The 26,592-nt window shown below is 57.4% G+C and carries 25 protein-coding genes and 4 tRNA genes; 19 read left to right on the top strand and 10 right to left on the bottom strand.

All coding sequences use genetic code 11. The features are described 5' to 3' along the window. Positions 1-65: 65 nt before the first annotated feature. The 10 genes from ACN08V_RS05500 (at position 66) to ACN08V_RS05545 (ending at position 8,518) form a co-directional block, all read left to right on the top strand. Complete coding sequence (locus ACN08V_RS05500; RefSeq protein WP_419104826.1) at positions 66-1,670, top strand: DUF2079 domain-containing protein; 1,605 nt, start codon at positions 66-68, stop codon at positions 1,668-1,670. 342 nt (positions 1,671-2,012) lie between these two features. Then, a complete protein-coding gene (locus ACN08V_RS05505) occupies positions 2,013-3,920 on the top strand; it encodes a DEAD/DEAH box helicase (protein ID WP_419104827.1) in 1,908 nt (635 codons plus the stop codon). Between the two features lie 234 nt (positions 3,921-4,154). Further along, positions 4,155-4,226 (top strand) — tRNA-Thr (locus ACN08V_RS05510). Between the two features lie 31 nt (positions 4,227-4,257). Continuing rightward, positions 4,258-4,331 (top strand) — tRNA-Met (locus ACN08V_RS05515). Between the two features lies 1 nt (position 4,332). Then, a tRNA-Thr gene (locus ACN08V_RS05520) sits at positions 4,333-4,404 on the top strand. A gap of 153 nt (positions 4,405-4,557) precedes the next feature. Then, the gene (locus ACN08V_RS05525; protein WP_419104828.1) at positions 4,558-5,007 is read left to right on the top strand and encodes an FAS1-like dehydratase domain-containing protein; all 450 of its coding nucleotides are present in this window, start codon (positions 4,558-4,560) and stop codon (positions 5,005-5,007) included. Further along, positions 5,004-5,468 carry a MaoC family dehydratase gene (locus ACN08V_RS05530; protein WP_419104829.1) on the top strand — a complete coding sequence of 155 codons (465 nt, stop codon included), beginning with the start codon at positions 5,004-5,006 and terminating at the stop codon, positions 5,466-5,468. Before ACN08V_RS05525 ends, ACN08V_RS05530 begins: the two co-directional genes overlap by 4 nt. Positions 5,469-5,673: 205 nt before the next feature. Next, positions 5,674-6,909 (top strand): MFS transporter, encoded by a 1,236-nt coding sequence (locus ACN08V_RS05535; protein WP_419104830.1) that lies wholly within the window; start codon positions 5,674-5,676, stop codon positions 6,907-6,909. Between the two features lie 90 nt (positions 6,910-6,999). Then, positions 7,000-8,091: a UDP-N-acetylmuramate dehydrogenase gene (locus ACN08V_RS05540; RefSeq protein ID WP_419104831.1), complete on the top strand. Its 1,092-nt coding sequence runs from the start codon at positions 7,000-7,002 to the stop codon at positions 8,089-8,091. A 16-nt stretch (positions 8,092-8,107) separates the two neighbouring features. Then, positions 8,108-8,518, top strand: a complete 411-nt coding sequence (locus tag ACN08V_RS05545) for a PGPGW domain-containing protein (protein WP_419104832.1) — start codon at positions 8,108-8,110, stop codon at positions 8,516-8,518. Between the two features lie 59 nt (positions 8,519-8,577). Here ACN08V_RS05545 and ACN08V_RS05550 read toward each other — a convergent pair whose 3' ends face one another. The 8 genes from ACN08V_RS05550 to ACN08V_RS05585 all read right to left on the bottom strand — a co-directional run bounded on the left by ACN08V_RS05550 (position 8,578) and on the right by ACN08V_RS05585 (position 16,931). Continuing rightward, on the bottom strand, positions 8,578-9,015 hold the full coding sequence (locus tag ACN08V_RS05550) for a GntR family transcriptional regulator (protein WP_419099242.1): 438 nt from the start codon (positions 9,013-9,015) through the stop codon (positions 8,578-8,580). Between the two features lie 9 nt (positions 9,016-9,024). Then, positions 9,025-10,164 (bottom strand): aspartate-semialdehyde dehydrogenase, encoded by a 1,140-nt coding sequence (asd, locus tag ACN08V_RS05555; RefSeq protein ID WP_419099243.1) that lies wholly within the window; start codon positions 10,162-10,164, stop codon positions 9,025-9,027. 84 nt (positions 10,165-10,248) lie between these two features. After that, positions 10,249-10,845: a dihydrofolate reductase gene (locus ACN08V_RS05560; protein ID WP_419104833.1), complete on the bottom strand. Its 597-nt coding sequence runs from the start codon at positions 10,843-10,845 to the stop codon at positions 10,249-10,251. A gap of 9 nt (positions 10,846-10,854) precedes the next feature. After that, on the bottom strand, positions 10,855-11,673 hold the full coding sequence (locus ACN08V_RS05565; protein ID WP_419099245.1) for a thymidylate synthase: 819 nt from the start codon (positions 11,671-11,673) through the stop codon (positions 10,855-10,857). A 55-nt stretch (positions 11,674-11,728) separates the two neighbouring features. Then, positions 11,729-12,730, bottom strand: coding sequence for an NUDIX hydrolase (locus tag ACN08V_RS05570; protein ID WP_419104834.1), 1,002 nt, complete (start codon positions 12,728-12,730; stop codon positions 11,729-11,731). Positions 12,731-12,863: 133 nt separating this feature from the next. After that, positions 12,864-15,092, bottom strand: a complete 2,229-nt coding sequence (locus ACN08V_RS05575; protein WP_419104835.1) for an RNA degradosome polyphosphate kinase — start codon at positions 15,090-15,092, stop codon at positions 12,864-12,866. A 69-nt stretch (positions 15,093-15,161) separates the two neighbouring features. Beyond that, the gene (gene mshD, locus ACN08V_RS05580; RefSeq protein ID WP_419104836.1) at positions 15,162-16,205 is read right to left on the bottom strand and encodes a mycothiol synthase; all 1,044 of its coding nucleotides are present in this window, start codon (positions 16,203-16,205) and stop codon (positions 15,162-15,164) included. 39 nt (positions 16,206-16,244) lie between these two features. After that, complete coding sequence (locus ACN08V_RS05585) at positions 16,245-16,931, bottom strand: winged helix-turn-helix transcriptional regulator (RefSeq protein ID WP_419099249.1); 687 nt, start codon at positions 16,929-16,931, stop codon at positions 16,245-16,247. A gap of 148 nt (positions 16,932-17,079) precedes the next feature. Between ACN08V_RS05585 and ACN08V_RS05590 the strand changes: the two genes are divergently transcribed. From ACN08V_RS05590 to ACN08V_RS05600, 3 genes are all read left to right on the top strand, one after another. After that, positions 17,080-17,829 (top strand): hypothetical protein, encoded by a 750-nt coding sequence (locus ACN08V_RS05590; RefSeq protein WP_419099250.1) that lies wholly within the window; start codon positions 17,080-17,082, stop codon positions 17,827-17,829. Positions 17,830-18,069: 240 nt separating this feature from the next. Continuing rightward, positions 18,070-18,726 carry an FABP family protein gene (locus ACN08V_RS05595; RefSeq protein ID WP_419099251.1) on the top strand — a complete coding sequence of 219 codons (657 nt, stop codon included), beginning with the start codon at positions 18,070-18,072 and terminating at the stop codon, positions 18,724-18,726. Then, a complete protein-coding gene (locus tag ACN08V_RS05600) occupies positions 18,719-19,873 on the top strand; it encodes a YgfZ/GcvT domain-containing protein (protein ID WP_419104837.1) in 1,155 nt (384 codons plus the stop codon). The genes ACN08V_RS05595 and ACN08V_RS05600 overlap by 8 nt, the downstream gene beginning before the upstream one ends. Before the next feature lie 308 nt (positions 19,874-20,181). Here the strand turns inward: ACN08V_RS05600 and ACN08V_RS05605 are convergent, their stop codons facing one another. After that, positions 20,182-21,213: a 6-phosphofructokinase gene (locus ACN08V_RS05605; protein WP_419099253.1), complete on the bottom strand. Its 1,032-nt coding sequence runs from the start codon at positions 21,211-21,213 to the stop codon at positions 20,182-20,184. A 334-nt stretch (positions 21,214-21,547) separates the two neighbouring features. After that, positions 21,548-22,750 carry a pyridoxal phosphate-dependent aminotransferase gene (locus ACN08V_RS05610; RefSeq protein WP_419099254.1) on the bottom strand — a complete coding sequence of 401 codons (1,203 nt, stop codon included), beginning with the start codon at positions 22,748-22,750 and terminating at the stop codon, positions 21,548-21,550. A 245-nt stretch (positions 22,751-22,995) separates the two neighbouring features. Here ACN08V_RS05610 and ACN08V_RS05615 point away from each other — a divergent pair. From ACN08V_RS05615 to rplA, 6 genes are all read left to right on the top strand, one after another. Then, positions 22,996-23,068, top strand: a tRNA-Trp gene (locus tag ACN08V_RS05615). A gap of 72 nt (positions 23,069-23,140) precedes the next feature. Continuing rightward, positions 23,141-23,404, top strand: coding sequence for a preprotein translocase subunit SecE (gene secE, locus ACN08V_RS05620; RefSeq protein ID WP_419099255.1), 264 nt, complete (start codon positions 23,141-23,143; stop codon positions 23,402-23,404). Between the two features lie 103 nt (positions 23,405-23,507). After that, the gene (nusG, locus tag ACN08V_RS05625) at positions 23,508-24,245 is read left to right on the top strand and encodes a transcription termination/antitermination protein NusG (RefSeq protein ID WP_419099256.1); all 738 of its coding nucleotides are present in this window, start codon (positions 23,508-23,510) and stop codon (positions 24,243-24,245) included. 33 nt (positions 24,246-24,278) lie between these two features. Further along, entirely contained in the window at positions 24,279-24,776 is a 498-nt protein-coding gene (locus ACN08V_RS05630; protein ID WP_419104838.1) for an ABC transporter permease, read from the top strand. A 188-nt stretch (positions 24,777-24,964) separates the two neighbouring features. After that, entirely contained in the window at positions 24,965-25,396 is a 432-nt protein-coding gene (gene rplK / locus ACN08V_RS05635; RefSeq protein ID WP_419099258.1) for a 50S ribosomal protein L11, read from the top strand. A gap of 148 nt (positions 25,397-25,544) precedes the next feature. Continuing rightward, on the top strand, positions 25,545-26,237 hold the full coding sequence (gene rplA, locus ACN08V_RS05640) for a 50S ribosomal protein L1 (RefSeq protein ID WP_419104839.1): 693 nt from the start codon (positions 25,545-25,547) through the stop codon (positions 26,235-26,237). Positions 26,238-26,592: the final 355 nt, after the last annotated feature.

Below are 26,592 nucleotides of genomic sequence, written 5' to 3' on the forward strand. Positions count from 1 at the left end.
CGATAAGTCTTACTCAGCTCGACTGTCTATACTTACCAAAGACTGCACCCCAACAGAGAAGAACAATGGCCATTAAGAAACTGCTTGAACACCCCCAGCCGGTTCCTGCGCGAATTGCCGCAACAACCCTAGCTCTGGCAGTCTTTGGTCTCTACAGCACTTACTCCTGGTTCCAGTGGCGGCACTATCTTGTGCCCTCCTGGGATTTAGGAATCTTCGCCCAGCTTGCCAAAGCCTACTCCCAAGGTCAGGCCCCTATTGTTCCTATCAAGGGGGAGGGCTTTAACCTCCTGGGGGACCACTTTCACCCCATTACCATTGCCCTGACCCCCTTTTACTGGTTATGGCCCAGCCCAGCGACCCTGCTCTATGTGCAAAACGGACTGGTCGCTCTCTCTGTCTATTTGCTGATCAGGTTTGCCCAAAAAATAGTGAAGCCCTGGGCGGCTCTTACACTCGGGCTAGCCTACGCCCTGAGCTTCGGTATCCAGCAAGCTGTCTCTGTTCAATTCCACGAAGTAGCTTTCGCCCTACCCTTCCTGGTCATGAGCCTGGGCAACCTAGCGATCATGCGGCTTGAAACCGAGCGCGGCCCCTTTTTACGCCGGGCTGTCTACTGGGCATTCCCCTTGGTGTTTGTCAAAGAGGACATGGGAATTACGGTTCTTGCTATCGGTCTGGTTATTCTTTGGCGAACAGGATGGTTCCGCACAGCTGCAGGAATCCTCTTTCCTCTTGCAAGCGCTGCTCCGGCAACTCTGACACAACGGAGCAAAACGCTCCTGCGTTCTTGGATGAGCACCCCGGCTGTGGCGGAAGCTAGTCTGCTTACCCTCTGGGGGCTGATCTGGCCCCTGCTTGCTATCGGGCTGATCCTGCCTTACTTCAACACAGGGGGAGTCTTCGACTACTCCGATAAGCTTGACGTCGCCGCCGCTCTAGGAGACCCCCTGGGAGCATTCGCCCAGCTCTTTTACCCCTGGCAGAAAAGCGCAACTCTCGGTCTACTCCTACTCACGGGGGTTCTAGCCTGGGCTATTAGCCCCATTGCCTGGGTGGCGGTACCGACTCTTATCTGGCGCTTGCTCTCACCGCAAGAAGGCTACTGGGAACCTACCTGGCACTACAACCTGGTTCTCATGCCCATCATCTTCACCGCCCTGCTGGACACTCTGGCCCGGGCGCAGGCAGGTACTCAGGTTCCTGCCCGCCCCCTCGGCAAGGGCCCGCTGGCTGGTACCCGCAGGTCGCTCCTGGATGGAATGAAGCATCAGGCACCTATTATCTTGCCCGCTCTCACCCTGCTTATTGCTTTAGGAACCCTGCCCTGGCAGCCTCTTGCCCAGCTGGGCCAACCTAGTTTTGCTAGCTCCACGCTCAGCTTGACCGATGAGATGAAAGCAGAAGCTGTAGCGGCTATTCCACAGGGAAGTACCGTGGCCGCTGACCTCTCGGTACTGACCTACCTGGTCCCAGAACACACCGCCTACTGGATCGGACACTCCGGTGAACCCGCCCCAGATTATGTGGTCATCGACCGTATGGGGAGCGCATGGGGCAGCAACCCGCCCTCGAGCGCCGTAGCCTATGCCACCGGCAGGTACGGGTCAGCAGCCTACCTGCCCTACCGAACCATCGGGACAATTGAGATAGCCGTCCGGGCCGACTAAGTGCTGTACCCTCTATCACCACGGGGAACCAAAACCTACAAACTAGGGTAGAGTTGAGAGTGTAAGAATCGGGAACCCCGAAATTTTCTCTTAGCGCTCACGCCCAGCTAGGCAACTAATCACAGGGCTACGCGCGTTCGACGACCATACTTTGGCTAAGCAGAACGTTGAACCAACGATAGAGAACCTGATGTGTAATCAGCTCGCCCAAGCGCGCAACCCAAGTTAGCTACAGCGCCCACGAACCGAAGACCTCACCTAAGCGTAAGGCCCCTCGCGAGCATTCCACGGGGAAACCCGTAAACGCACCACACAAAACCGGTGCGTGCACAACCCCACTCGATGAGGAATACATTGACTGAAAATACTGCTGTGAACGCAGAAACCGCAACTGAACCTGTCTTCCAGGAACCGGTTGTAGACACCCATACTGCCCCCAAAACTCAGACCGAAAAGTCTGATGACGAGGGTATCCGCTTCACTGATCTAGGCCTGGATGCACGCGTCCTCGCGGCACTGGAAAAGGTAGGCTACGAAAAGCCCTCACCCATCCAGGCACAGACTATCCCCCTACTTCTTGAAGGTCGCGATGTTGTTGGCCTGGCACAGACCGGTACCGGTAAAACCGCTGCTTTCGCGCTGCCTGCCCTGTCCACCTTGGCTGAGCTCGCCGACGTCAATGGTGTTTCCAAGGACACCCAGGTTCTGGTTCTTGCACCCACCCGTGAACTGGCTCTACAGGTAGCAGAAGCTTTCTCTTCTTACGCCACCGACATGGAGAACTTTACCGTTCTTCCCGTCTACGGCGGCTCACCCTACGGCCCCCAGCTAGCCGGCCTCAAGCGCGGCGCACAGGTTGTTGTCGGTACTCCCGGCCGTGTCATTGACCACCTCAAGAAGGGCTCCCTGGACCTCTCAAACCTCCAGTACCTGGTACTTGATGAGGCCGACGAGATGCTCCGCATGGGTTTTGCCGAGGACGTTGAATCAATCCTGTCAGAAACTCCTGACACCAAGCAGGTAGCCCTCTTCAGCGCCACCATGCCCAAGACTATTCGCAAGATTGCGGAGAAGTACCTCAACAACCCCGTTGAAGTAAGCGTCAAGTCTAAGACCACCACCAGCGCCAATATCCGTCAGCGCTACATGCAGGTCATGCACTCCCACAAGCTCGAGGCAATGACCCGCGTGCTTGAGGTTGAGGACTACGACGGCATCATCGCCTTCGTACGCACCAAGAAAGAAACCGAAGAAGTAGCTGAAAAGCTCAAGGCTCGTGGCTTCCAGGCCGCCGCCATCAACGGTGACATTCCCCAGGCTCAGCGTGAACGAACCGTTGAGGCTCTGCGCCAAGGCCGTATCGATATCCTGGTTGCGACCGACGTTGCGGCCCGTGGCCTAGACGTTGAGCGTATCTCACTGGTTGTTAACTTCGACATTCCTCACGATACTGAGTCCTACGTGCACCGTATTGGCCGTACCGGCCGTGCAGGCCGTGCAGGCGAAGCTATCCTCTTCATGACCCCTCGTGAAAAGTACATGCTCCGCCAGATTGAAAAGGCTACCCGCCAGCAGGTTGAGCAGATGCACATGCCCACTGTTGACGACGTCAACGACACCCGCAAGCAGCGCTTTGCTCAGCAGATTACTGACACCATTGAGAGTGAAGACCTGAGCTTCTTCCGTACCCTCATTGATGCTTACGCTCTGGAACACGACGTCGAAGGCGAAGAGATTGCAGCTGCACTGGCTGTTATCGCCCAGCAGGGTCGCCCCTTCCTGGCCGAAGAAACTCCTGAGCCCAAGCGCAAGACCCGCGATCGTGATGACCGCGGCTTTGACCGTGATGATAAGCCCCGTGGCGGCCGCCGCCACAAGGACGAAGGCATGGTTGATTTCAAGCTCAACGTAGGCCGCGCATCACGCGTTTCGCCCGCAGCTATCGTGGGTGCCCTCACCAATGAGGGTGGCCTGACCGGTAAGCAGATCGGTTCGATTGATATCCGCCAGCACTTCACCATTGTGGGCCTGCCTGAGGCTGAGCTACCCCGTGACTTCTTTGACCGCCTGCGTGACACCCAGGTTGCTGGCGAGTTCATCAACATCAAGCGCGACCGTGGCCCCAAGGGCGGCGGCGGTTTCGGTGGTAAGAAGTTTGATCGTGAGGACCGCGGTGGCTTTGGTAAGCGCTATGACCGTGATGACCGTGGCGGCTTCGGCGGTAAGAAAAAGGGCCGTAAGAAGTTCTAAACCTTTGTGCCGTGAGAACCTAGAGACTTTTGAAAGGCTCGTTCTCGTAGAAATGTAAGGGGGAGCCCCTCCTGGCTTTCTATTCCTTAGTTGGTTATGCCAGCCTCGGGATGGGCAGGGGGGCCTTCTTCTGCCCTTGCTTACACAAGAAAAAGGCTGTGCCTCAGAACACCCAGAAAAATCTGGCTTTCAGTTTGCGCGCAGGCTCAGATGTACCGTAGAGTATTATCTGTTGCCCCGATAGCTCAGTGGTAGAGCGCCATCTTGGTAAGATGGAGGTCCCGGGATCGATTCCCGGTCGGGGCTCTGGTATGAGCCCGTAATAAGGCACATACATGGCGGTGTAGCTCAGCTGGTTAGAGCGCACGACTCATAATCGTGAGGTCGACGGATCGAGCCCGTCCACCGCTACGCCCCGATAGCTCAGTGGTAGAGCGCCATCTTGGTAAGATGGAGGTCCCGGGATCGATTCCCGGTCGGGGCTCAGCTTCAAAACCTCTCCAATCTCACGGTTGGGGAGGTTTTTTCTACGCCCTGGCTTCTTTCGCGCCCAGGGCCGCAGTCGCTACAGGGCTACAATTTGGGAAAATTTAGCAAATATTTTAAAGAGTGGAAGCCTAGGGCCTAGAGTAGGACTATGGCTATTAACCAAGACCTTGTGGGCCGCCTTTACCCGCCCACCGAGCCCTACGCTGTGGGCCGTGAAAAAATCCGTGAATTTGCGACTGCTGTTAAAGCGACCAGCCCCCTGCACTTCGATCTGCAGACCGCCCAAGCAGCAGGCTACACCGACCTGGTAGCACCACCGACTTTCGCCATTATTCTGGCGCAGAAGGCCGACGCGGCTCTGATTACTGACCCCGAGGCTGGTATCGATTTCTCCCGCGTGGTTCACGCTGACCAGCGCTTTACCCACCACCGCCCCATCGTAGCGGGCGATAAGCTCCTGACTGAAGTTCACGTTGATAGCCTGCGGGTGATGGGGGCTGGGGCCATGCTTAGCACCCGCGAAGAAATCACCACGGTTTCCGGTGAAAAAGTAGCTACCTGCTACTCATCACTTTTGGTTCGGGCGGAGGACTCATGACTGCTATAACTTTTGAGACCCTAGAAAAGGGTGCTGAGATTGGTGCCTGTCAGATTCCCGTGACCCGCGCAGATCTGGTGGCCTACGCCGGTGCTTCAGGGGACTTCAACCCTATCCACTGGAACGAGCGTTTTGCCAATGCGGTGGGGCTACCCGGGGTGATTGCTCACGGTATGTTTACCATGGGTGTGGCTATCCAGCTGGTGACCAACTGGGTGGGGGACGCCGGTGCGATTGTGGATTACCAGACCCGCTTCTCCAAGCCGGTGCCGGTACCCGACGCAGAGCGGGAGAGCTCACCTGCCAGCGGCGGCAACGTCATTTCTGTGGCCGGTAAAATCGGTGCCCTGGACCAAGAAAACCGCACCGCCCGCGTCGACCTGACCGTCACTGCCCCCGACGCCCAGGGCAAAGAGCAGAAAGTGCTCATGAAAGCCCAAGCGCTGGTCCAGCTAGCCTAGTCTCCTTAGGGGGCTAAAAATGCCAGGGGTGCTCCTCTTGCAAGAGGAAGGCCCCACTAATATCGGTGAATGAGAGACGGCCTACCGTGAGTGCTTACTGTTTTACTTCTCAAGGTGTCCCCATCATGCCCCCTTAGGGTACATGAGCAGAGCGCTAGAATAGACAGCCGACACAAAGAATTAGAACGAGAGAAAACGCCCTGGTATGCCCACATCGAGTACAGTCCCTTATCAGCTGACTGACACCCAGATTCGTACCTGGTACCGGGCTGTCCTTAGTCTCTTCTTTGCCAGCGGCCTGGTGGTTTCGGCGCTACTTACCCGTCTTCCCGACCTAGCTACCGGGCTGAATCTGAGTTCCGGACCTATGGGTTTGCTCCTTCTGGGCATGACCGCCGGTTCCTTCTGCGCTGTCAGCTTCTCCGGTGCCCTGGTAGCCCGCTTCGGCGCGATCCGCTGTATAGCCGCCGCCTACGCAACAACTGTTACCGGTATGGCCCTGATCGGTTGCGGTGTCTACTATATGAGCGTCCCCATGACCCTGGTGGGGCTGAGCCTTCAGGGGCTGGGGAGCGCAGTGTCGAACGTAGCCTCCAACGTGCAGGGGGTCGCCAACGAGCGAGCCCTGGGGCGGTACGTCACCCCGATTATGCACGGCTTCTTCTCCATTGGCACCGTCATGGGTGCAGCTCTGGGCGCTCTAGGCACTCAGCTAGGGCTCCCCTTCGTCGCCCATATGATGAGCTATGCGGTGGTGGTGGCAGCGCTGGTTGCATTCTCGCTAACCCGCTGCCAGACCGAAAATTACGGTCAGGACGATACCAAGGCGCTCGCAACCCTTGGGGCCTATAAGGTCCGTGATGCCTGGCGAGATAAGCACACGATCCTGATTGGGCTTTTCGTGCTGGGTGTAGCTTTGGCTGAGGGCTCAGCAAATGACTGGGTAGCCCTAGCCCTCACCCATGACTACGGCACCAGCAAGACAATCGGCTCGCTGGGCTATTTCACCTTTGTAGTGGCCATGATGGTTGGCAGATTCGGTGGGACGGCACTACTCAACAGGTACGGGCGGGTACTTATTTTGCGGATAACCTGCTCCCTGGCAATCGCTGGCCTGAGCCTGTTTATCTTTGCTCCCAAGGTCCAGGTCGGTTTTGTGGGTTTGCTGATCTGGGGTCTGGGAGCCTCTCTGGGGTTCCCTACCGGTATGTCGGCGGCCTCCGACGACCCGATGAAAGCCGCCGTGCGGGTATCGGTTGTCTCTACCATCGGTTACACAGCCTTCTTAGGTGGCCCGCCCCTGCTGGGCTTACTAGGCGAGCACTTCGGTATTCGTAAGGGGCTGATTGCCGTGCTTATTTTTGTGCTGCTCTCGCTGGTGCTGACTAGCCAGCTGACACCCAGAAAAGATAGGGATGAGCTTCTTGCTATCAGGATCTAGCAAACACCCAGCAGGCTCAGAGGGAGCTTATCTGGAAGGACCCAGGAATGAGTACATACTGGCTTGCCACCAGCCGGTAGAATGGAACCCGTGACTGAGAAGCTATTGAGTGAACTGACCACCGCCGCTGTCGGTGGCCCCGCCCGCACCTACGTCCGCGCAACAACAGAACAAGAAATTATCGCCGCTCTCCGCACCGCCGATGAGGCAGGGGAGGACCTGCTCCTTGTCGGCGGCGGTTCTAACCTGCTGGTGGCAGATGAGGGCTTTGCCGGTACGGTGCTTCACATCGCATCGGAGGGAATCGAAAATATCGGTGACTACGCCTGCGGCGGCGCCAACCTGCGCGTGCAAGCAGGGCACAACTGGGATGCCTTCGTCGCCTACACCGTAGAACGCCAGTACTCCGGTATTGAGGCTCTTTCCGGTATACCCGGTACCGTTGGCGCAACCCCCGTGCAGAACGTCGGTGCTTACGGCTCAGAGGTCGCCCACACCATTGCTTCGGTGCGTACCTGGGATCGTCAAACCGGCAATTACAAAACCTTCGCTAACGCCGACCTCAAGTTCGCTTACCGTGACTCAATCCTCAAGCAGTCAAGCGTCAACGGCACACCCCGCTATGTGGTGCTGACCGTTGATTTTCAGCTACCGCACGGTAGCATGTCTGCCCCCATTCGTTACGCTGAGCTTGCCCGCCAGCTGGGCGTTACTGTGGGGGAGCGTGCCAGCTCTGCCCTGGTGCGCAAGACTGTCCTGGGTCTTCGCGCGGGGAAAGGCATGGTTCTTGACCCGGCAGACCGCGATACCTACTCCACCGGCTCTTTCTTCACTAACCCCATTGTGGATAGCGCCGCCCTTGATACTCTGCCCGAGGACGCTCCCCGCTACCCGGTGACCACAGCCACCGGCCAAACGGTTGAAGGTAAGGTCAAGCTCAGTGCTGCCTGGTTGATTCAGCAGGCTGGCTTTGAGAAAGGCTTTGGTCTAGAGGGCCAGGCCCAGCAGCTTTCCGGCGGTCGCGCCTCACTTTCAACCAAGCACACCCTGGCCATCACTAACCGAGGCGGTGCGGCTACAGCCGATATTGCCGCTATCGCGCGAGCTGTGCGAGCCGGTGTTGAAGAACGCTTTGGCGTGTATCTGGTTGCTGAGCCCGTTGTCGTTGGTTTTGAACTCTAGCCCCTGACGTTACGCTATGAGCCTTGAACGGGAAATTGCCGGTAGCGACGGGAGTCTCTTGCACCGGCGGATGCAGCGGGTACGTGCTTTTATGGGCCGTCACCCTCTTTTCCTCTTGCTTTATCGGGCCCTGGTCATTCTTCTGGGCTTTCTCTGTATTCTTGCCGGCATCATCATGCTGGTTACCCCTGGGCCGGGCTGGCTCTTTATCTTCATGGGCATGAGCCTCTGGGGTACCGAGTTTCACTGGGCTCACCGGCTCAACCTCTGGGTTCGTGCCAAGGTGCTTGCCACCTGGCGGTCCTTTGAAGCAGCTCGCCACCGCAGGCACCGGCGTAAAACTGCCCAACGATGGGCTAAGCGAAGCAACCATAGCCACTACTGCCCCAGCGGATGCCACTACCGCACAAGCAAACCCGGCCGCTAAAACAGCTCAAAGGGCACATGCACCACCACCTGGTGCATGGGCCCTTTTTAGGTAAGGGGCTAGCCCTCTGATGCTTCTTCTAACCCCAGCATATGGCCAATAATCTCAAGAATTTTGGGGTCTTCGTAGCCTAGCTTGCGCATGGCAGTTACATACTTTTCGGTAAGTGTTTGAGCCTTGTGGGCCGTGGAATCAAGGGCCGTAATAAAGGAGCCGGCTCGTCCGTGGGTTTCAATAGCCCCAGCAGCTTCAAGCTCCTTATAGGCCTTGGCCACGGTATTGACTGCTAGACCTGTTTCTGCCGCCAAAGCCCGCATAGGGGGTAACCTGTCACCGGCCGCCAAGCGGCCATCAAATCTAGCCGCAATAATTGCGCGCCGTAACTGGGAATAGGGGGGAACATCCGATGCCTTATCCACCCTGAAGTTTAAGGCACGGATGCCCCCGCAGAGCTCCTGATGGGACTCATGAATCGGGGGCATCTGAGGCTTGGTCATAGCTCTATTTTAGAGGGTGCCGGTCGCAATCTTCAGCATGCGGCGCACCGGCTCAGCGGCACCCCACAGGAGCTGGTCACCTACAGTGAAAGCACTGATGTACTGAGGTCCCATGCTCAGCTTGCGGATACGGCCAACCGGGATGTCCAGGGTGCCAGAGGCCGCTACCGGGGTAAGGTCGCGCATAGTTGCTTCGCGCTCGTTGGGAACTACCTTGGACCACTGGTTATCTTCATCAATGATCTTCTCAATTTCCTCAACCGTCAGGTCTTCGGTCAGCTTGAGGGTGAGTGCCTGTGAGTGGGAGCGCATGGTTGCGATACGGACGCACAGACCGTCAAGAGCGACCCGGCTATCGCCTTCAAGGCCCAGAATCTTGTTGGATTCAGCCTCTGCCTTCCACTCTTCGCGAGACTGCCCCTTGCCCAAGTCTGAATCAATCCAGGGAATGAGGGAACCTGCAAGCGGTACACCGAACTGGGTGGTGTCCAGCTCGCCAGAACGTTGCTTGTCCAGAATCTTGCGGTCAATCTCAAGAATCGCTGAAGCGGGATCAGCCAGTTCAGCCTTGACGGTGCCGTTTAGGTCACCGAACTGCTTGAGGACCTCGCGCATGTGGCGGGCACCGCCACCGGAAGCCGCCTGGTAGGTCATGGAAGTACCCCACTCCACCAGGCCCTGCTTCCACAGGCCACCTAAGCCCATGAGCAGGCAGGAGACGGTGCAGTTGCCGCCGATAAAGTCTTTGACGCCAGAGTCCAGGCCACGGTCAATAACATCGCGGTTAATGGGGTCAAGTACAATCACAGCATCATCGTTCATGCGCAGGGTGGAGGCTGCATCAATCCAGATACCCTGCCAGCCGCGCTCCCGCAGAGCAGAATGAACGGCCTTGGTGTAGTCGCCACCCTGAGCAGTCACAATCACGGGGAGCTTAAGCAGCTCGTCCAGGTCGTGTGCGTCTTTGAGAGTGGCTTCTTCAAGGGCCCCGCCGAAGGTAGGGGCGGGGGCACCAGCCTGCGAGGTAGAGAAGAAGACGGGGCTAATACCCTCAAAATCTCCTTCTTCGAGCATGCGCTGCATGAGGACGGAGCCCACCATGCCACGGTAGCCTACAAAACCTACTGAATCACCGGGTGTAAAAGTCATGGTTTCAGTCTAGCTTTATTCCGCTGCACGCGTGAGGGGAACAGCCTCGTGTTACAGCCCAAAGCGAGGTAGACAGGGAAAAGGCTACCCCTGTAACTGCCAGCTCTCAAAACGGTAGGGTAGAGCGACCTTATCACCAGTGGCTTCAAGGCCGTAGCCTTTAACGCTGGTGAGCGTATCGGTGGACGCAAGTAATTCCCAGCGGTCATCTAAAGCCGGTGCGTAGGTGTCGCCCTCTAATTCAAGGCCAAAGACGGTTCTTTCCACTCGGCTCACGCAACCGCCAGCTACCTGCGGCAGGTTCCGAGCTGTGAGAGCCTCCGCATAGACACGACCGCCACCAATCACCCAATAGGCAGTGGCATCGGGTGCTAGCTGGGCCGCCTGTTCAAGGGCTATGGCTAAGGAGGGCACCCAGGTAGCCCCGTCGCGGAGGGTGGGGTCAGAAAGGGAGGAGGAAATAACGATATTAGGACGCCCCGGTAAAGGACGAAAACGAGGCGGGAAGGACTCCCAGGTAGCGCGCCCCATAATCACGGGGCACCCCCAGGTAACCTGCTTGAAGTGGGCTAGGTCTTCGGGCGCGTACCAGGGCATATCACCGGCCCGACCAATCACGCCCTTGCCCGCCTGGGCCCAGATGGCGCCCAGTACCGGCAAATCTCTTTCAGCTACGCTCATAGCCTGCCCCTAGACCGCGATAGGGGCTTTGATGGTGGGGTGGTGCCGGTAATCCACCAGTTCAAAGTCCTCAAACTCATAGTCAAATAGGGAGGGTTTCTTATTCTTGATGATCAGCTTGGGGTAAGGGTAGGGTTGCCGGCTGAGCTGCTCCTCAACCTGCCAATAGTGGTTGGAGTAGATATGGCAGTCCCCGCCGGTCCACACAAACTCACCGGGAACCATACCCGTCTGCCCGGCAATAAGCTGGGTCAGCAGAGCGTAGGAAGCGATGTTGAAAGGAACGCCCAAGAACATATCGGCGCTCCGCTGGTAGAGCTGGCACGAGAGCTCACGGGTGCCGTCCGGGCGGGTCTTGACGTAGAACTGGAAAAGCGCATGACAAGGCGGCAGAGCCATATCATCGACCTCAGCGGGGTTCCAGGCCGTGACGATATGCCGACGAGAATCAGGGTTAGTCTTGAGCGACTCAATGACCTTAGCAATCTGGTCAATGGTCTGCCCATCCCCGGCAGGCCAGGAACGCCACTGTACGCCGTAGACCGGGCCCAGTTCGCCGTCCTCATCAGCCCACTCGTCCCAAATACTCACACCGCGTTCCTGAAGCCACCGCACATTGGACTCACCCCGCAGAAACCAGAGCAACTCAAGAGCAACCGACTTAAAGTGAACCCGTTTAGTGGTAATCAGCGGGAAACTCTCCGCCAGGTCAAAACGCAGCTGGCGACCAAAGACACTCTTGGTGCCGGTACCGGTGCGATCAGACTTAAGATCGCCGGTAGCCATAATCTCACGAAGTAGGTCTTCGTAGGGGGTGGGAACAGTCATTATCTTCTTTTCAGTCAAGGGGGCAGGGAGCGCCGGGGGCACTCACCTCAAGGAATCAGTCATCAAAAGGCTTAATCTGTTCTAAAGAAACCACGGTCATAGGGTGAGTAACTGACACCTGCATGACCCACATTTCACCCGGCTTCAGGTAGGGATCAGCAGCGGGCAGATGCTTGCGCAGAGACTTGCCCAAATGCCCACCCAGCACCTCCAAGACCGTAGGAAGTACCGGACGATGGGTACACAAGACAACAGAACGGTCACGCTTCTCAAAGAGCGACTCTGCTACTTTACGCGCATGCTTGGGTGAACGTCTATTACTGTCCTCTGTCAGCCCTCGCTTTTCCTTAATGGTCAGGCCACTTGCCTTAGCATAAGGGTAGACCGTTTGCATGCACCTGACCCAGGGCGAGGAAACAACCCGCTCAGGGGACCAAGCCTGTAATAACCGCCCAACAGCCAGAGCCTGTCTCTTGCCTGTAGCGGCCAGCGGGCGCTCGCCTTCTGCCCCTGCCCACTTAGAACGAGGCTTGGCCTTAGCATGCCGCATCACAATTACGGGGCGAGTCTTGAGATCCTGAGCGGACTCTAAACGGAGCAGGGCATCCAGGGGTTCCTGATCGGTGGGGCTGGTCAGCATCGCCCGTGCCTGCTTGGGGCTTACCCAGCGCAGTTCATCAACTTCACCCTCATCAGCCTGTGCCCGTGCACCAGCGGGGAGCTCAGCGGCCCAGTAGTAGACCTCCTTGGGCTTTCCCTTGACCTTATAGGCGGTCACCGCAAGCGGTGCGCCTAGCGTGACTTGGAGACCCACTTCTTCACGGACCTCACGCACAGCGGTCTCGGGCAGTGTTTCCCCCGGATCCTGCTTACCCTTGGGCCAGGACCAGTCATCGTAGCGGGGGCGGTGAATGATGAGTACCTCGAGCTTGTCGTGGTGACGCCGCCAAATTAGCGCGCCAGCAGCATTGACGGCGGCTTTGTTGCGGGGACCTCGGCGGATAGATAGTTCCCCGTCTGCTGTGTGTGCGGTGTAAAAGGTGTCTGTGTGCGGCATGTGGAGCTCCAATAGTGGGGCGGGCATTTAAGATGTCCCTGGGTTAACCTTGCCTTAACCCAAGGACATTGTATTCCCTCGACTGCCCTGGAGAGGGAATCGGGCGGATAAGTTATCCTGTCAAAGCTAACTGTTAGGAGCGCTTATTGCGTTTCTTGCTCCGGCTAGCCAAGTAGAAAGCCTGGACATCACGCAGAGGCTGACCTTCGGCATCCAAATGATGGCGTTCCCAGGAACCGTTGGCGCTCAGGTGCCAGTTACTTGTCTTGTCCGAGAGGTAATTCTCAAACATTTGGAGCAGGTAAGCCACATGGGCAGGTTCCTTAACATGTACCAGGGCCTCAACACGGCGGTCCAGGTTGCGGTGCATCATATCGGCTGAGCCGATGTAGGTCTTGGGCTGACCGGCGTTTTCAAAGGTGAAAACCCGGGAGTGCTCCAAGAAACGCCCCAGCACCGAACGCACCTTGATGTTATCTGAGAGCCCAGGAACACCGGGGCGTAGGGCACAGATGCCGCGTACCAGTACATTGACTTCTACTCCGGCCTGTGAAGCACGGTAGAGGGAGTCAATGATAGCCTCATCGACCATCGAGTTGCACTTAATCTGAATCTTGGCGTAATGACCGGCCTGCTTGTGTTCTATTTCCTTATTGATGTTGTCAATCAGGCCCGAGCGCAGGGAGCGGGGGGCAACCAGCAACTGCTTGTAGGTTGTCTTGGGAGCGTAGCCGGAGAGCTGATTGAAAAGCCTGGAGACGTCCTCACCGATTTGAGGGTCGCAGGTAATCAGACCGAGATCCTCATAGAAGCGGGCGGTGGAGGGGTGGTAGTTGCCGGTGCCGATATGGCAGTAGCGGCGTAGACCATCGGGTTCCTTGCGGACCACCTGGGAGAGCTTGCAGTGGGTTTTGAGGCCCACGATGCCGTAGACCACGTGAACACCGGCGCGCTCCAGTTTGCGGGCCCATTCGATGTTGGCCTGCTCGTCAAAGCGGGCCTTAATCTCGACCAGGGCCAGGACCTGTTTGCCAGCTTCGGCTGCTTCGATGAGGGCATCGACAATGGGGGAGTCTCCGGAGGTACGGTAGAGGGTCTGCTTGATAGCCAGTACAGCGGGGTCAGAGGCTGCCTGCTCGAGGAAGGCCTGAACACTGGTCGCAAAGGAATCGTAGGGGTGGTGGAGTAAGACATCGTGATCGCGGGTTGCGGCGAAAACGTCGGCAGCCTTGGAGGTTTCGTTGGCGTTGAGCCAGCGGGAGGTGTGGGCTACATGCTTGGGGTAGTGCAGGGCAGGGCGGTTGGTCTTAGCGATATCGGAGAGACCGCGCATGTCCAGGGGCGCGGGGAGCTTGTAGACCTCGTGCTCATCGATGCCTAGCTCGGAGACCAGGAGTTCCAGAATGGTTGGGTTGATGGTGTCTTCAACCTCTAGGCGTACCGGTGGGCCGAAACGGCGGCGGAGCAGTTCTTTCTCTAGTGCTTTGAGAAGGTTCTCAGCATCGTCCTCTTCTACTTCGAGGTCTTCGTTACGGGTTACACGGAAGGCGTGGTGTTCCAGTACTTCCATGCCGGGGAAAAGAATATCGAGGTGCTCAGCGATAATCACTTCGAGGGGGATAAAGCGTACCTCACCGGAGGATGAACGTACCGAGCGTGAGCCATCAACGGCGACCATCCGGTCCATGGTTTCGGGGACCTTGAGACGGGCAAAGAGTTCCTTGCCGGTCTGGGGATTGCGGACAATGACCGCCAGGTTGAGCGATAGACCGGAGATGTAGGGGAAGGGGTGGGCCGGGTCAACGGCTAGCGGGGTGAGCACCGGGAAGACATCGGTTCGGAAGAAGTTGGAGAGGCGGTCCTGCTCAGCGGTGCTCAGATCGCTCCAGCCGACAATGCGAATGTTTTCTTTTTCGAGTTCTGGGTAGACCTGCTCGTGGAAGACCCGTGCCTGACGCTCTTGCAGGGCGTGAGCGGCTTCGGCGATTTCTTCCATCTGCTCTTCAGGGGTGAGGCCTGCGGCTGAGGGCATGGCGATACCGGTGGCGATACGGCGCTTGAGCCCGGCTACCCGGACCATGAAGAACTCATCGAGGTTGCTGGTAACGATAGAGAGGAAGTTCAGGCGTTCAAGCAAGTAGAGGTTGGGATCTTCTGCCAATTCGAGAACCCGGGTGTTGAAGTCTAGCCAGCTTATTTCGCGGTCAAGGAAACGATCGGAGCCAAAGTCACCCTCGAGGTTGGGGAGCTTAATTTTCTTCCCTATATCGATACGGTCTACGCGTGTTTCAGCGCGTTCTAGCTTGCTGATGTCACTCCCGATGGGGATGCGGTTGGGTATCTCTTCTGGTGCCTTGGTCATGGTGAGCCTTTCGCGGTTGCGGTCAATACAAAGTGTGGGTCTTGGGGCTTCGGGCCGGTGGGGTGCCCGTCAGCTGGATCTTGAGGGGGTGGCTTCTGCCGGGGCACCGGGTCGGTACTGTCGGTCAACGGTGAGCGGGGTGAAACCGAGAGAGCGGTAGAGGCTGACTGCCGCCGTATTATCCGCATCGACATAGAGAACTATACGGTCTAGGGCTTTTCCTTGCTCGTCGGATGTCTGAGCTAGGTAAGCCATACCTGCTAAAGTGAGGGCTTTACCCAGGCCCCGGCCCTGCCACCGGGGGTCGATGCCGATGGCATAGACTTCACCTTCTGGCTCTGCTCCCTGGTCTGTGGGGATTTTGGTCCAGTGGTAGCCGGCCAGGGCAGAGCCGCACTTAGATTCTGCCTCTGCGGTACTGTCAGAGACATGAACCAAGAAGAAACCTTCGGGCCGGAACCAGGCAGATTCCGTGCGAACCTGCAGATCCTTTAGGGTCAGCCTGCCCTGCTCGGGGTGATGCGCAAAAGCGCGTGCATTCAGTTCAACCCAGTGATGGGCTTGCTCCGGTGAGTAGGTGATAAGTTCGAGACCATGGGGGAGCTGAGCCTGATCAGCTAGGTCAAGGATGCGTTGCCTCGATACTTCGGTTAGGGGTAGTTCTAGTTTGTAGAGTTCCCGGCTTGCCTTCCACCCTAAATGCTGAGCAATAGCAAGGGCAGCTTCCAGAGCGGGGGTTTGCTCCTGCGGGCCTCCGTGGATCCAGGCCGCTAGAGGCTGGCCCTCCAGAGCTTTAAGAGCGGAGGTAATTAGAGTAAGGCCGATACCCTGCCCGCGCATTTGAGGGCTTACTGCTGCCTCAAGAACCCAGGTATCACCTTCAAGAACAAGCACCGCTAAGCCTACAAGCTGGTCTGCTACCCGCGCTTCAAAGGCCTTCACGGCAGAAGCCGGAACCGCCTCGTGTTGGTTCACTGCTCGGATAACTTCAACATGGGCCTGCTCCGAAAAAGGAGCTGCTCCGTCCTGTCCCTGGGCCAAGCTAGCTAGGGCCTGCATGCCTTGGGGTAAGTCAGAAGCAAAGGTAGATTCAACCACCTCAAGAGCCTTCATAGGTACCTCCTCCACTCACCATGAGCCTTCCTCCTTACTCTAACGAGACTCACCTCTGGGGGAGTTGAAGCTATAGCCAACATTGCGCACCGTCGTAATCAACTGTTCGTGGTCAGGCCCTAACTTGGAACGCAAACGGCGAATATGAACATCGACGGTGCGGGTGCCGCCGTAGTAGTCATAGCCCCACACCTCAGATAGAAGCTGGGAGCGGGTAAAAACACGGCCAGGGTGCTGGACCAAGAACTTAAGGAGTTCGAATTCCTTATAGGTCAGGTTGAGCGGTGAGCCCTGCAAACGAGCCGAATAGGAAGCCTCGTCAACCGTTACGCCCCCCACCCGAATAATAGAATCCTGAGCCTGAGCTAGGTGGTCACGGTAAGCTGATAGCAGGCGTAGACGGGCTTCTAGCTCAGCCGGTCCAACCGATGCAAGAACGATATCATCAACCATCCAATGAGCTGCTACAGCCGCCATGCCGCCCTCGGTTAGCACCATCAGCAAGGGCACATTAAGCCCGGCTCCCTTCAGGAGATGGGCACAGTTGCGAGCAGCGACCAGTTCCTCGCGGGCATCGACCATGACCACATCCGGCCCCAAACCCTGGATAGGGGCAAGGGAGGAACCTAAAGGCAATACAGAAAACCGGTGTGCTAATAAACCCAAAGACTGGGTGACGTCAGCGCCATCGGTCGATGAATCACTCAACACGACAATATGCAGCACACCATCACTCCTCGCTATACAGCAACTATTGACCAGTATAAAACGCGGTACCCGGACGTTGATAAAAAGGCTCGTAATACGGGAAGATATAAAGATAAAGCCGGGATTATGAACCCGGCCCATCACTTACCGCACCCCGAAGGCTACTGTGACCACCAAAGAGAACTCCACACGAGCAATACGAACCTTTGTTCCTGAGCTCAGTAGGTTCCGCCGAGCTCAGCAGAAAACTGTTTACCAAGGGCCCTTAGGGCGAATCGGTGCTACCCGGCGCTCCCGCTACACCCTGGTTGCTCTCTCAGGGGTGCTTGCCCTTCTCGCGCTGGTGGTTTCTGCCATTATCTCGCCAACAGTTGCGGCAGCAGCCGGTCTGGGTGCTGTACTTCTCATCGCTGGCGGCTGGCCTGCTGCCACCGGTATTGCTGAACTCCGTGGGCGCCACCGCGTAACGTCACATTCGGTCATTATTCTCTTATCCGGGCTAGCTTCGGTTCTTTATGCCTGGATTAACCCCGGGGAGTCCCCGCTTACCTTCTTACCAGCTATTGCTGCTGTTGGTATTGTCTCCAGCTTTATGACTGAGCTTGCCCGCGGTGAGGGCGCACAGGGCAAGCTGGAGTCGGTGATTAGCTGTGTTTCAGGGGTACTGGCCTCTGTTTCTGTTGCCGGATGGGTGGGTTTGGCTATTCTAGCCAAGCACGCCGAAACCGCTCAGCCGGTTGTCATGATTGGTGTGGGCGTAGGTATCCTGCTGGGCATCATCGGGATCCGGGTCATCTCGGCAGGCCCCAAAGAAGGACCGCGCCGCGGGGCAGTGACATTGGGTGTCACGCCGGTAGCTTTCATCGGAGTTATTGGGTATGTATGTGCGACTTTCCTCACGCGCGTGATAGGCTAGCCACATGAGTATTCTTGCATTAGAAATTTTCTTCCTCGTCCTGCTGGGGCTGGCAGGTCTGGCTATTTTCACCTGCATCGGCTTTGTGCTCACCGGTCTTTTCCGCGGGCAGAAGTAAACAGCTTTCAGTAGAAACCACCAGGCCCTCGCGCACCGAAGCGCGGGGGCTTTTTCTCTGCCCGACCTACGCTGACCGCTAAGCCCAGCTCACGGAGTCAAGCAGCTACTAGACTAAGGGGTATGGCTATTGAAATTCCCACCAACCTTACCCCCGAGCTCGTCCCCTTCTCCTGGTTGCTTGGTACCTGGGAAGGTACCGGCTCCCTCTGGTACGAAGGCTCTGAACAGACCCCCTTCGGGCAAATTATTACCTTCGCCCAGGAGGGCCTGCCCTTTATCGAGTACAGGGCTGAGAGCTTCCTGCTTGATGATGCAGGCAAGAAGCTCCGCACCATCACCCTTGAAACCGGCTTCTGGCAGATTGACCGACCCCAGGTAGACGGTGATCTTGGCCCCGGGCTGGTCCCGGCAGCAGTGGTCCCAGTACACCAGGACGCCGAATCGGTAGAAGCCCTGCGTAATGAAGACGGCGGCTTTAACCTGCTTGCCACCATTGCTCACCCCGGCGGGCTGACTGAAAACTATGTGGGCATGATTAAAGGCCCGGTGGTGCGTATGCAGACCGGCAACATGCTCAAAGATGACATTTCCAAAGAATACGCAGGTTCTGTCCGGCTCTGGGGCCTGGTAAACGGCAACCTCATGTGGGACTGGGAAACCGCTCACCCCGTCACCGGCAAGCTAGAAAAGCACGCATCAGCAGAGTTGCGCAAGACTTCTTCTATGACCGGTGACGACCTGGGCACCACCATGTTCGGTGGAGAGAACCTTGACTAGCCCCAGCGGCTACAGTAGCCCCCTGCTTCGCCGTCCCGGTGCCTTTGCTGCATCGGGAGCCGATGCCGGTGTCGCCGCCCACTACGGTAACCCGATTGCCGAGCAGCGGGCGCTTGCCCGCCGAAGCAAGCTGACCCTAGTGGACTACTCCCACCTGGGTATTGTGACGGTGGCTGGTCCTGACCGTTTGAGCTGGCTGACGACACTCTCGACCCAGGTGCTTACTGGCCTGGGGGAGGGGTCTAGCACTGAGCTTCTCTTGCTGACCCCGCAGGGGCGCATTGAGTTTTCCGCTTATGCAGTGGAGCAGGGGGGTAGGGTCTGGCTGATAACCGAAGGCGCTCAGGCCGCCCCGCTGGCGGACTACCTCAAGCGCATGAAGTTTATGTTAGAGGTGGAAGTCACCGACCTAACCGAGAGCTACGCTGTTCTTGGCTCGACGGTGGACCCTCGCACCTGTAAGGATGCCTCCCCGGCACTGGCTGCTGGAGTCATCTGGCAGGACCCCTGGGCAGCAGGTGTTGCTGCTGGCGGTTACAGTTACAGCGCGGTTGAAGAGAACCAACACCCCGGAGCTGACTACCACCGGTACCTGACTATCATTCCTGCTCACCGCCTACTCGATGCCGTTGACGGTTGCCAGCTAGCGGGCTCCTGGGCCGCCGATGCCCTGCGCATTGAGGCCTGGCGTCCCCGGGTGGGGGTGGATTCTGATGAGAAAACAATTCCTCACGAACTTGACCTCATGCGTACAGCAGTCCACCTGGAGAAAGGCTGCTACAAGGGCCAAGAAACAGTGGCGCGCGTGCACAACTTAGGGCACCCGCCCCGTCGCCTGACTTTCCTGGATCTTGATGGCTCTGAACATACTCTCCCCGCGGTAGGGACCCCCGTGATGAACGGGGCCAAGCAGGTGGGTGTCATTACCTCTGTTGCTCTGCACCATGAAGCTGGGCCTATTGCCTTAGCCCTTCTGAAAAGGTCGGTGGCTCCCGATGCTGAGCTACGAGCTATTGACGGCGGCGACTTTGATGCGCAGGGCAACCCTGCACCGGCTACTGAGTACGCCTGCTCGCAGACTCTGATTGTTGCTCCCGACGCCGGCCAGGTGGTGGGGCGGCGTACCAAAGGCCAGTTCCTGAGTTAGGGAAAAACCCAGGCAGTCTAAAGGCCCCGGACAGCTTGCTGTGCAAGCTATCCGGGGCCTAAATCTGTATGTGAGCCTTGAGTAAGCCTTGGTGGCTAGGAGCTCTACCTGGTTGGAGCCGTCATCTTCAAGGCAGACCAAGCGCTAGCTGGGGTCTCGATACCCTAGTCTGCAAAAGTGATGGGGACTGCGGTAGCAACCCGGGGGGCCTGGCTACCGTCACCAGCTACATCAACCGACCTTTGATTCTTAAAAATTTCAGAACCAAGGGTAGCGCCCTCTCTCTATACAGCTTGTCGCCCGCCTGTTTAGCGACCGAAAAGTACTTTGGCTTCCTGGTAGCGGTCAGCAGGAACTTTCTTGAGGCCGTCCAGAGCCTCGGCAAAGTCTACGCGCCTGATTTCGGTACCTTGCATGGCAACCATCTTGCCCCACTCCTTATCGTGAATCATATCCACAACCTGAATGCCTAGGCGAGTTGAGAGAACGCGGTCAAAGCCGGTAGGTGCACCGCCACGCTGAATGTGACCCAGGATGGTGTTGCGGGTCTCAATGCCGGTCAGACGTTCGATTTCCTGGGTAACCCACTCACCGATGCCACCCAGACGGGGGCGGCCGTCCTTTTCCTGGCCCTTGCCGGCCAGTACATCGTCAAAGCCCTCGGGGATGAAGCCTTCAGCTACAACGATCAGGGGTGAGCGACCGCGGTCGTGAACTTCCTTGACCCAGCCTGCTACCTCTTCCATGGATACCTTGACTTCGGGAATCAGGATGGCGTGGGCGCCACCGGACATACCGGAGTGCAGGGCGATCCAACCAACGTGGCGGCCCATAACCTCTGCGACCATGGCACGGTGGTGGGACTCGCCGGTGGTACGCAGGCGGTCCAGCGCGTCGGTTGCAATGGAAACGGCGGTATCGAAACCGAAGGTGTAGTCGGTTGCCTGGAGGTCGTTATCGATTGTCTTGGGGACGCCAACTACGGGCAGGCCGGCATCGGCTAGGCGCTTTGCGCCTGCTAGGGTACCTTCGCCGCCGATAGCAACAATGGCATCAATGCCGTTGCGCTCCATCATGATTTCGATGTTTTCGGGGCCGCCCTTGGGTCCGTCGAAGGGGTTGGTGCGGGAGGTGCCCAGAATGGTGCCACCCTGGCGGGCCAGACCGCGGACCTTAGTGCGGGGCAGATCCATGTAGTCGCCCTCCACAACGCCGCGCCAGCCATCGCGGAAGCCGACGAATTCGTCGCCGTAGGTTTTGATGCCGTTGAGGACGGCGCCGCGAATGACAGCGTTCAGGCCGGGGCAGTCGCCGCCGGAGGTGAGCAGACCGATCTTCATGGAGAGTCTCCTAAATATTCCTGGTGGGGAACGGTGGTGGTGGGACCTTAGGCGGTTTTCTCCCGGAGAGCAACCGACATGTTGGTCTTTGTTGTTTTCTATTCTAGTGAATTTGGGGTTGAGTGGGTAGCTGTGGGATAGCTTGGGTTATATGTTTTCAGCCTCTACGTTAGGGTCAAAAACGATTTTATTGTGGGTGGGAGGCCGGTAAAAGAAGTGGCAGGTGTACCCAAAGCAAACTGACCCAAGAGCTAGCTGATGCCAACCGCATATGAAAGACATGAAGCTACCAGAGGTGTGCTTGCGCAGGGTACACCCGCCGACTGAGAGTTTTCTACTGGGCTGTAGCGAGTAGCTTCTGCATACGGGCCAGGCCCTCTGCCAAATCATCGTCGCCTAGCGCGTACGACAGGCGCAGGTAGCCTGAGGGGCCAAATGCTTCACCCGGCACTACCGCTACTTCGGCTTCTTCCAGGATAATTTCGGCTAATTGGGCCGAGGTCTGCGGGGTCTTGCCCGCAATGGTCTTACCGAGCAGGCCGGTGACATCGGCGTAGGCGTAGAAAGCACCCTTGGGGGTGGGGCAACGAACACCCTCGATGGCGTTCAGTCCCTCAACAATGGTCTTGCGGCGACGATCAAAAGCCTGGTGCATGGTATGGACAGCATCGAGTGGGCCGGAGACCGCTTCAAGTGCTGCAAGCTGAGCTACGTTGTTGACGTTGGAGGTCATATGGGACTGTAGGTTAGTAGCGGCCTTGGTGATATCAGCCGGAGCGATCATCCAGCCCACACGCCAGCCGGTCATGGCGTAGGTCTTGGCAACACCATTGAGAATAACAGTGTTCTCAGCCAGCTCGGGCACAGCTTTAAGAATGGAGGTAAAGGGGACACCGTCGTAGGTGAGATGCTCATAGATTTCATCGGTCAGCACCATAATGCCCTTAGCCAGTGCCCATTGACCAATGGCTTTGGTTTCTTCGGGGGAATAGACCGCGCCGGTGGGGTTGGAGGGCGAGACAAAAATGAGGGCCTTAGTAGCTGGGGTGTAGGCGGCCTCGAGCATATCGGGGGTGACCTTGTAGTCAAGGTCGGCACCCGCGAAGACCTCGACGGGGTTACCGCCAGCCAGGCGAATTGCCTCGGGGTAGGTGGTCCAGTAGGGGGCGGGCAAGAGAACGTCATCGCCTTGGTCGATGACGGTGGCGAAAGCCTGGTAGACGGCCTGCTTGCCGCCGTTGGTCACAATAATCTGTGAAGGGTCAACCTCAATGCCGGAATCCCGCTTAGTTTTATCTGCAATAGCCTGCTTGAGTTCCGGGAGGCCTGCTGCCTGGGTGTAACGGAAGTTCTTAGGGTCATCCAGAGCCTTGCGGGCGGCTTCGACAATGTAGTCGGGCGTGGGGAAGTCAGGCTCACCGGCGCCAAAGCCAATCACCGGGCGTCCTTGGGCCTTGAGTGCCTTGGCTTTCGCGTCGACAACGAGGGTGGCCGAGGGGGCGATAGCGCCAATGCGGCGGGATACGCGCTGAGACATGGGAGGGTTCTCGCTTCTGTCCTAGTGACTTAGGACCGTTGGGTGGTTGATGCCTGTAGGTGCAACAAAAACTATGCTGAGGCCTACACCCTTAAGCATAGGTGGTTGGCTGTGGGGCTGGGGAGGGCTGTCCTCAAATTGCCAAAGAGAAAATTATGTTCTAAAGTAGGTACCGTTGTTCGCAACCGAACAACTATTGACCTATGCCCGTGCGCCTGGGTCATCCTTGAAGGGGTAACCTTCAAAGGGCGGTGGCTCAATTGGTAGAGCAGCGGTCTCCAAAACCGCAGGTTGCAGGTTCGAGTCCTGTCCGCCCTGCTTTTGCCTCACAGGTTTTTTGTCAATCGAACCGAACGGTTCATGATGAGTCTAGAAAGGGGCGGGCCTCACATGGCTAAATCAATCGCCGCTAGGACCGCCGATTCTAATGAACCAGGCGCCCACCAGAAGCTGGGCTTTTTCGGTCGTATTTTCCAGTTTTTGCGCCAAGTATTCGCAGAGCTCAAAAAAGTTACTACACCCACCGGTAAAGAACTGGTGCAGTATGTGATTGTTGTTCTTGCCTTCGTTGTTTTTATGCTCCTGCTCATCTCTGGGCTGGACTACCTCTTCGGGCAGGGCGCCTTCTGGCTTTTCGGCAATGGCATCAGCTAACTGTAGTAGAGCCGGGCTCTAAGCCCGCCCCACCCCATAAAATCTTTTGTATGTAGGGCGCACGGCGCTCCTCATAGAACTCCAACGACGAAAGCAGGAAAGCGTGTCCGAGCAGGAAATGCACACTGAAGCCGAAGAGGTTGTAGAACCTGCAGAGCAGGCAACCGACCAGGATCTGGCAGAGACTGAAACTGTAGAGGTAGAAGAAGCTACCTCCGCCGAGGAAGTCACTGAACCTGCTGTAGATCCGCTGGAAGAGTTTAAGGCTAAGCTCCGCCGCCAGGAGGGTGAATGGTTCGTTGTTCACACCTACGCTGGCTACGAGAACAAGGTTAAGACCAATCTGGAATCTCGAGTGCAGACTCTGAACGCCGAAGATGACATTTTTGAGGTTCAGGTCCCCATGGAAGAGGTCATGGAGGTCAAGAACACCGCCAAGAAACTGGTGCGCCGTGTTCGTGTTCCCGGCTACGCCCTGGTGCGTATGAACCTGACCGATGAAACCTGGGGTGTAGTACGCCACACCCCCGGTGTTACAGGCTTCGTTGGACAGGACGCCTATAACCCTGTGCCCCTGCGCCTGGATGAGGTTGTAGATATGCTGGCTCCCGTCTTTGAAGCTGAGCAGGCCGAAGCAGGCGAACTGCCCAAGCCCGCTCCCGCTGTGGAGACCGGCTACGAGGTGGGCGAGGCTGTCACCGTTAAGGACGGCCCCTTTGAGGGTATGCCCGCTACTATCTCCGAGATTAACGCGGCGGCTTCTCAGATGGTGGTACTGATTTCTGTCTTCGAACGTGAGACCCCTGTGACCCTGAACTTCTCACAGGTCACTAAGATGTAACCCCCAGAGGGTATAAAACATGTACCGCCCGGTTTGAGCTCTAAGGCTCAGGCCGGGCGGTTTTTTGTTGCCTTTTTGGGCTGCCCCGCCTACAGCGCTAGTATCCCGCCCGCACCCGAAACCCTGAAAAACGCTGTGGACGAGCAACAGAAAACTCTGCTGATTGCCATGTCGCTGATTACCCTGGTCATCGGCGCAGTGGGTACCATGAACACCTTCCTGGTAGGGGTTATGGAGCGCCGCCAAGAAATAGGTTTGCGTCTAGCCATTGGCACTAAACCGGCAGGTATTACCCTGCAACTAGCCATAGAAACCATCATTACCAGCCTGCTGGGATCCTTTGCCGGTGTGCTCTTCTCCATCAACGCCATTGCCATCCTCAGCCTCCTTAATTCCTGGACACCCATTATCAGCCCCGCAGTGATAGGAATGGGAGCGGGTGTTGGCCTAGCGTTAGGTGTCTTGGCCGGAATCTATCCGGCGCGCAAAGCCGCCCGGATTGACCCCATTGAATCCCTGACCCGCCTGTGAGCAAGACCCCAGCCCGCAGGCTCCCCGGGGCAATGGCTTAAAAAGTCTTAAGGTACTAAGATAGAGGACTGTATGTGTGCGCGCACGCTTGGCGCACACTGCGCGGTTGGGCCGTCGCCATGGCCCGCCACCGCCCGGTACATACTCCTGTGTACCGGTCCACCAGCTAAGAAAAGGACCAAATACCAATGGCTCCCAAGAAGAAGGTCTCAGGCATCATTAAGCTGCAGATCCAGGCAGGCGCCGCTAACCCGGCTCCCCCCGTTGGCCCCGCGCTCGGTGCGCAGGGTGTCAACATCATGGAATTCTGCAAGGCTTACAATGCCGCAACCGAATCTCAGCGCGGTAACATCATCCCCGTAGAAATTACCGTCTACGAGGACCGCTCCTTCACCTTCATCACCAAGACCCCTCCGGCGGCCCAGCTGATCAAGAAAGCTGCAGGCGTTGCTAAGGGTTCAGGTGTTCCCCACACCCAGAAGGTCGGCTCACTGACCATGGATCAGGTCAAGGAAATCGCCCAGACCAAGATGGAAGACCTCAACGCTAACGACATTGATGCTGCCGCAAAGATCATTGCCGGCACTGCCCGCTCCATGGGTATCACCGTCGAAGGCTAAAACCCTTCCCCCTAGCTCAGGCTAGATACCGAGGCCTCAAAACCTCACCAAGACATATATGTAAGAGCCCACCGGTAGATAGCCGGTTGGCATGTGGCAGAGCCGAGCGCGGCTCATAAGAGACCACACCTGCAAAGGAGAAAAGCAGATGGCAAAGCGCAGCAAAGCGTACCAGGCAGCTGTAGCCAAGATCGAAGCGGACAAGCTCTACGCACCCGCCGAGGCTATTGCAGTAGCAAAGGAAATCGCGGCAGACAAGCCCCACTCAACCGTTGAGGTCGCTCTGCGTCTCGGCGTTGATCCCCGTAAGGCAGACCAGATGGTACGCGGTACCGTCAACCTGCCCAACGGCACCGGTAAGACTGCCCGCGTTGTCGTTATCGCCGCAGGCGAGAAGGCAGAAGCAGCAGAAGCAGCAGGCGCTGACTACGTTGGTTCAGACGAACTGATCGCAAAGATCGCCGGTGGCTGGGTCGACTTCGACGCAGCAGTTGCAACCCCCGACATGATGGGCAAGGTTGGTCGTCTGGGTAAGGTTCTGGGCCCCCGTAACCTCATGCCCAACCCCAAGACTGGTACCGTCACCATGGACGTTGCTAAGGCAGTTGCAGACATCAAGGGCGGTAAGATTGACTTCCGTGTTGACCGCAACTCCAACCTGCACTTCATGATCGGTAAGGCTTCCTTCACCGAGCAGCAGCTGACCGAGAACTTCGAAGCAGCTCTGGAAGAGGTCAACCGCCTCAAGCCCTCATCCTCAAAGGGCCGTTACATCTCTAAGGTCACCATTGCCACCACCTTCGGCCCCGGTGTACCCGTAGACCCCGCAAGCGTAGCCTAAATTTATAGAGACTTTAGGTAGCAAGACAGGTGCCCTGTTCCTCCCTATGAGGGGCAGGGCACCTGTCTTTTACCCTCAGCGGAAGTAAGTAAGTCTGGTTTGTGAGCAAAGAGGCCGGTAGGCTGAAAGCACGGCCAGTGTTAGTTAGAAGGTTGCAAGGAGGCACCTCCCGTGTACCGTGTCGCGTACTTTCCGTACCCTCGCCCCTCCGATGCACCGCGCTATGTGAACCCCACGGCGCTTTACCCAGGCCTGCTCGCTGTGTAAGAGCCAGCAACCCATCACATACACCTTTACCGGTTTGAAGCAGAGTATGAAGGTGATATCCCGCCTGAATACACCATCTGTGCTTATA

The organism is Rothia sp. P5766, assembly GCF_048513555.1.
In the GTDB taxonomy this organism is placed as follows: Bacteria; Actinomycetota; Actinomycetes; order Actinomycetales; family Micrococcaceae; genus Rothia.